Source organism: Brevundimonas sp. (assembly GCF_032017145.1).
Classification (GTDB): domain Bacteria; phylum Pseudomonadota; class Alphaproteobacteria; order Caulobacterales; family Caulobacteraceae; genus Brevundimonas.
The window spans coordinates 1-5511 of record NZ_DALZQC010000148.1 but is presented as its reverse complement, the minus strand read 5'-3'; the positions used below and the strand labels follow the sequence as shown (position 1 = coordinate 5511).

Genomic DNA, 5511 nt, shown 5'->3' with positions numbered 1-5511 from the left:
CGTGCCGGTTACTGCCGGCGATCTCAGCAGCCGCCTTTTTCAACGAAATCCACCCTAAGCCGACGCTGAGCGTGTGCTCTATCAGGCTTGGCGGCCGCCCGGTGGGCGGCGGGCGAATCGGGCGACGTCGAGCGTCGCGGCGCCCTACTGATCCTCGTCGAACTTGCGCGCGACCAGGTCGGTCAGGGCCTCCATCGCCTCTTCGGCGTCCGGGCCTTCGGCGGAGATGTCGATGCTGCAGCCGATGCCGGCGCCCAGCATCAGCAGGCCCATGATCGAGCGGGCGTCCACCGTCACCCCGTCGCGGGTGACGTGGATTTCGCTTTCGAAACTGGAGGCCAGTTTGACGAACTTGGCCGAGGCGCGGGCGTGCAGGCCGCGCGCGTTGCAGATGTTCAGGGTCGCGGCGACGATCATTTTTCGCCCGCCAGCACCCAGGATGCGACCGAGATATATTTGCGCCCGGCGTCCTGGGCGTGGGCGACGCACGCCTCCAGCGTCTCTCGACCGCGCACGCTGGCCAGCTTGATCAGCATGGGCAGGTTCAGGCCGGCGATGACCTCGGCATGGGTCTGCTCCATCACCGAGATGGCCAGGTTCGACGGCGTGCCGCCGAACATGTCGGTCAGCAGGATGACGCCGTCGCCGTCGTCCACGGCCGAAGCCGCGTCCACGATGTCGCGGCGCCGACGCTCCATGTCGTCTTCGGGACCGATGCAGATGGCCGCGACGCCGCGCTGCGGGCCGACCACATGCTCCATCGCCGAAAGAAATTCTGACGCCAGCCCGCCGTGGGTGACGATGACCAGACCGATCATGAGGACTTCACTCGCATCCCGCCCCGAACCGTCCCGAACGTTCCCCCGCCCGGCGAGGAGGCCGGACGCCGCCCTTTCCTGGACCGCAAGGGGGGTGTCATAGACCTGTCTTTCAGCGTTTCAAAGCGTCTCCAACGCCGCTGCGACCACATCGACGGCCGAGGCGGGGCGCGGGTCCAGCGTCAGGAGGGGCAGGTCCACCCCGCAGAAGGCCCGAGATCTCGGCTCCGGCAGGCGTTCGACCGGCTCGTACGTGCAGACGACGGCCAGCGCCGCTCTGACCAGCGGCCGTGTCGCGGCGGACACGATTCCCAGGCCGCGAACCTCGATCCGACCGGCGATGGCGGCGGGCGCGCGGGCGTAGAGGGCCCCGTTCGACGCCCAGACATGGGTGTAGTCGTCGCTGACCAGCCGCCAGCCGCGCCCGATCAGCCGCAGACCCAGATCGCTCTTGCCCGCGCCCGACGCGCCCAGGATCATCACCCCGCGCCAGACGCCCCCCTGGCGCACGGCGACCGTGGTGGCGTGGACCGGGGCGGCGGGCGTCATGCCCGGCGGCCGACCGCCGGGAACAGGATCTCGAACCGGGCGCCGACGACCCGGCCGTCCTGCATCTGGTTCTCGGCGTGAACGCGGCCGCCGTGCGCCTCGACGATCTGACGCACGATGGACAGGCCCAGGCCCGAGTTGGAGCCGAACTTCGCCCCCTGCGGCCGCGAGGTGTAGAAGCGTTCGAACACCGTCTCCAGGTTCTCGGGCGGGATGCCCGGCCCCTGGTCCTCGACCCGCACGCGCACCGGCAGGTCGTCGGCCGTCTCCTCCAGACTGACCCGGACCGCCCCGCCCGACGGGCTGAAGGACCGGGCGTTGTCGATCAGGTTGCGGAACACCTGGCCCAGCGGCCCGTCGCGGCCCATGACGCGCAGCGGCGTCTCGGGCGCCTGGAGCAGCACCGGGATGTCGCCGGGCTTGGCCGTGGTGTCATAGACGCCCACGATGTCGGTCAGCAGCTGGTTCAGCGTGATCGGGCGCGGCCGGTCGCGCGACAGTTCCGCATCCAGGCGCGAGGCGTTGGAGATGTCGGTGATCAGCCGGTCCAGGCGCCGCACGTCCTGCTGCAACAGGGCCGTCAGCTTCTCGCGATGGGCGTCGGTCTTGACCAGCGGCAGGGTTTCCAGGGCCGAGCGGATCGAGGTCAGGGGGTTCTTGATCTCGTGCGACACGTCGGCGGCGAACCGTTCGATGGCGTCCATCCGGGTGGACAGGGTGTCGGTCATGGATTCCAGCGACCGCGCCAGATCGCCGATCTCGTCCTTGCGATCCTCCAGATCGGGCAGGGAGATGGCGCGCGCGCGTTGCAGTTTCACCTGATCCGCCGCCGCCGACAGCCGCATGATCGGCCGCGCCACGAACAGATGCAGCAGCAGCGAGGCCACCAGATTGACCCCCAGCGCCACCAGGGCGAAGGGCACCAGGGCGCGGCGCTGGGCGCTCAGGATCTCGTCCACGTCGCCGGATTCGACGGTCAGCACCCCCAGCACCTGGCGCACATGGCGCACGGGGATGGAGACGGACACCACGCGGTCGCCCGATTCGTTGCGGCGCAGCGTCGCCTGGGGCGCGCCCTCCAGCGCGGCGCTGACCTCGGCGGCCAGTTCGCTGTCGGCGCGCGCGATCCGGCGTTCGGACACCAGCTTGGCCGCCGCCCCGTCGTCGGTCGGAGATCCGGCCGAATGCGCGTCCGGCAGGGGCCGCCCGCCGATGGCCTCGGTCACCTGATAGCTGTCCACCAGCAACAGGCCGTTGATGTCGTACAGCCGCACGCGCTGCCCCGCCGGAATGAACCGGTCGGTCAGCCACAGAGAGGCGCGGATGGGGTCAAGCTCGGGCGTCGGCTCGCCCCGCGTCACACCCTCTTCGCGCAGCACATTGGCCAGCAGTTCGGCCTGGACGGTCAGCGATTCCTGACGCGCCCCGACCAGCCCCTTGCTCCATTCGTTCAGCAGCAGGGCGCCGCCGAACAGGATCAGCAGGCTGAGCAGATTGAGCGCCAGGATGAAGCCGCCCAGCCGCGATCCGCCGAAGCGGAACAACGGCCGGCGCACGCGCTCCTCGTCGGGCTCTCGCCCGTCGGGACGATCAGCTCTCGCGGTAGCGGTAGCCGACGCCATACAGGGTCTCGATCGCGTCGAACTCGTTGTCCACGGCGCGGAACTTCTTGCGCATCCGCTTCACGTGGCTGTCGATGGTGCGGTCGTCGACATAGACCTGGTCGTCGTAAGCGGCGTCCATCAGGTTGTCGCGGCTCTTCACGAAGCCGGGGCGCTGGGCCAGGGCCTGCAGCAGCAGGAACTCGGTCACCGTCAGCTTGACGGGCTTGCCGTCCCAGGTCGATTCGTGGCGCGCCGGGTCCATTGACAGCTTGCCGCGCTTGATCGCCCGTCCCGAGACCTCGGCGGCGGCCTCCGGCTCTCCGCCGTCGGCGCCGGTTCGGCGCAGCAGCGCCTTGACCCGTTCGATCAGCAGACGCTGGCTGAAGGGTTTGTGGATATAGTCGTCGGCGCCCAGGTTGAAGCCCAGGATTTCGTCGATCTCCTCGTCCTTGGACGTCAGCATGATGACCGGAATCTGCGAGGTCTGGCGCAGGCGACGCAGCACCTCCATCCCGTCCATGCGCGGCATCTTCACGTCGAGGATGGCCAGGTCGGGCGGCGTGGCTTCCAGCGCGGCGAGGCCCGAGGCCCCGTCGTGATAGGCGGTGATCTTGTGGCCATGGCTTTCCAGCGCCAGCGACACGGACGCCACGATGTTCTCGTCGTCGTCGACCAGGGTGATGTTCGCCAAGGGTGTCTTCTCCTGAACTTTGCGGTCCCGCGAGCAGGAACGCGCTTCAAGCGTAACCGTTCGATCACGGTCACATTAGGGCTATGGCGCCCCGACCAGAAGGGAATTCGCTCAGAACGCCCTCGCGCAAGTCCTGGCCAAGATGGTTGGTTCCGCTGACGATTTCAACGCGGCGGCGCCCAGGGCGCGGCAGGGACTGTAGGCGACGGCGAAAACCTCGCCTTAAAGTCTTCGGGTCAAAGGATCGCCGCATGGCCGGTCCGATCCACTACGAAGTCTATGTCCGCAAGACCGCGCCCGCGGCCTGGACCCTGCTGATCGCCACCGAGAACCGCAAACAGGCCATCGAGGCGGCCGAGGACCAGTTGCGGGACCGATTCGCCGTCGCCTCGCGCGTCACCAAGGAGACGCTGGACCCCGAGACGATGGAGTTCGCCTCCGTCACCATACTGACGCTGGGCGCGCCCGAACCGCTCAGGAAGAAGGCGGCCGATGCGGCGCACCGCCCGGCCTGCTCCAGCCCGGCGGAACTGTATTCGCCTCACGCCCGGACCGTGATCGGGCGCGTGCTGGAGGACTGGCTGCGGCGCGAGGGCGTGACGGCCTTCGAACTGCTGCACCGCCCCGATGTGGCCGAGCGGCTGGAGGCGGCGGGGATCGAGCTTCAGCACGCCATCCAGAAGGTCGCCGTTCCCGAAAGCCAGTCCACCGGCCAGGACGTCCACACCGTCGTCCGCCATTATCAGAAGCTGACCGAACAGACGATCACCCGGCTGCGCAAGGCCGGACGCGACGGCCTGTTCCCGACCCTTCAGGACGGCTCCATCGCCGACCTGGCCCATCGTTTCAGCGGCGCGCCGGACCGGGCTTTCCGCATGGGCGGGGTGGTCGCCGGCGCCCTCGCCGAACACAGCGGCGCGCGGGCGCGGCTGTCGGCTCTGATGGACCTGATGGACGCCGCCCCGGCGGACGGCCCGCCGCGCGCCTTGATCGTGGTGGCGGTCGAGCAGATCGTCGCCGAGATGCTGGCCCTGCGCCAGAACCTGAACGCGGTGCTGGGGCCGGCCCTGGACCAGGGCGCCAGCCTGGCCGCCATCGTGCGGATGGTGGCGCCGGACGAGATGGACGGCCTGCTGAAGCTGGACCCGCGCCTGGACCTGATGATGCCCGCCATCGACGGGCCGGCCGCACGGCTGGGCGTGCATTTGGCCGCCGGCGAGTTTCCGCTTCTGGCGGCGGCCCTGGCCCGGATGGTGACGGGCGAACTGACCAGCCCGCGCCGCCTTCGTCCCAACGATCCGGTGGGCGAAATCGACATCCTGCGCCTTTTGGCCATGGCCCTGACCGCCTCGGCCGGGCGGCTGCTGACGCTGGAGGAGGTGCAGACCGCCTTTGTGGAGCGCTCCAAGAGCCTGGTCACGGCCGATTTCGTCGCCGCCTATGTCGCCGGCTGCCAGAGCGTGCTGGCCGAGGCCGAACACCTGACCCGGCTATGCGAGAATGTGACCGGCGGGGCCAACAAGCGCGCGGCGGCCCGCTGGCTGAGCGCCTGCATCGGCGCGCTGCGCTTCGAAACCGAGATGCGTCAGGCTGCGCCCGGCGGTCCCAGCCCGTCGCAGAAGCTGGCCATACTGGCGCGGCTGCAACGGGCGGTGCGCGCCGCCAACCTGGGCGAACACGACGAGAAGCAGATTTCGGACGCCATCGGCGCGGTCGGCGCCCGTCTGGAGGCCGACGCCGGTCTGGTCGCCCAGATCGTGCGCGCCCCCGCCCCTGCGCCGAAGAAGCTGGCCGCCCTGCTGAAACTGGCCGCCGGGGAGGCCGGACCGCTGGGGCCGTCGGCCGAACG

General features: G+C 69.6%; 6 protein-coding genes. 1 reads left to right on the top strand and 5 read right to left on the bottom strand.

The features are described 5' to 3' along the window. Positions 1-144: 144 nt before the first annotated feature. The 5 genes from RTU05_RS16575 to RTU05_RS16555 form a co-directional block, all read right to left on the bottom strand. The gene (locus tag RTU05_RS16575) at positions 145-417 is read right to left on the bottom strand and encodes an HPr family phosphocarrier protein (protein ID WP_312599432.1); all 273 of its coding nucleotides are present in this window, start codon (positions 415-417) and stop codon (positions 145-147) included. Next, the gene (locus RTU05_RS16570) at positions 414-818 is read right to left on the bottom strand and encodes a PTS sugar transporter subunit IIA (protein WP_312599431.1); all 405 of its coding nucleotides are present in this window, start codon (positions 816-818) and stop codon (positions 414-416) included. Before RTU05_RS16570 ends, RTU05_RS16575 begins: the two co-directional genes overlap by 4 nt. A gap of 120 nt (positions 819-938) precedes the next feature. Further along, a complete protein-coding gene (locus RTU05_RS16565) occupies positions 939-1367 on the bottom strand; it encodes an HPr kinase/phosphatase C-terminal domain-containing protein (protein ID WP_312599430.1) in 429 nt (142 codons plus the stop codon). After that, entirely contained in the window at positions 1364-2989 is a 1626-nt protein-coding gene (locus RTU05_RS16560; RefSeq protein WP_312599429.1) for a HAMP domain-containing sensor histidine kinase, read from the bottom strand. The genes RTU05_RS16565 and RTU05_RS16560 overlap by 4 nt, the downstream gene beginning before the upstream one ends. Continuing rightward, the gene (locus tag RTU05_RS16555) at positions 2958-3662 is read right to left on the bottom strand and encodes a response regulator transcription factor (RefSeq protein ID WP_312599428.1); all 705 of its coding nucleotides are present in this window, start codon (positions 3660-3662) and stop codon (positions 2958-2960) included. The genes RTU05_RS16560 and RTU05_RS16555 overlap by 32 nt, the downstream gene beginning before the upstream one ends. A 251-nt stretch (positions 3663-3913) precedes the next feature. Between RTU05_RS16555 and RTU05_RS16550 the strand changes: the two genes are divergently transcribed. Then, a partial coding sequence (locus RTU05_RS16550; RefSeq protein WP_312599427.1) for a hypothetical protein occupies positions 3914-5511 on the top strand: 1598 nt, incomplete at its 3' end.

Excerpts from the sequence above, each read along its gene's own strand:
- RTU05_RS16575 (WP_312599432.1), bottom strand. The coding sequence starts at position 417 with ATGATCGTCGCCGCGACCCTGAACATCTGCAACGCGCGCGGCCTGCAC.
- RTU05_RS16570 (WP_312599431.1), bottom strand. The coding sequence starts at position 818 with ATGATCGGTCTGGTCATCGTCACCCACGGCGGGCTGGCGTCAGAATTT.
- RTU05_RS16565 (WP_312599430.1), bottom strand. The coding sequence starts at position 1,367 with ATGACGCCCGCCGCCCCGGTCCACGCCACCACGGTCGCCGTGCGCCAG.
- RTU05_RS16560 (WP_312599429.1), bottom strand. The coding sequence starts at position 2,989 with ATGGCGTCGGCTACCGCTACCGCGAGAGCTGATCGTCCCGACGGGCGA.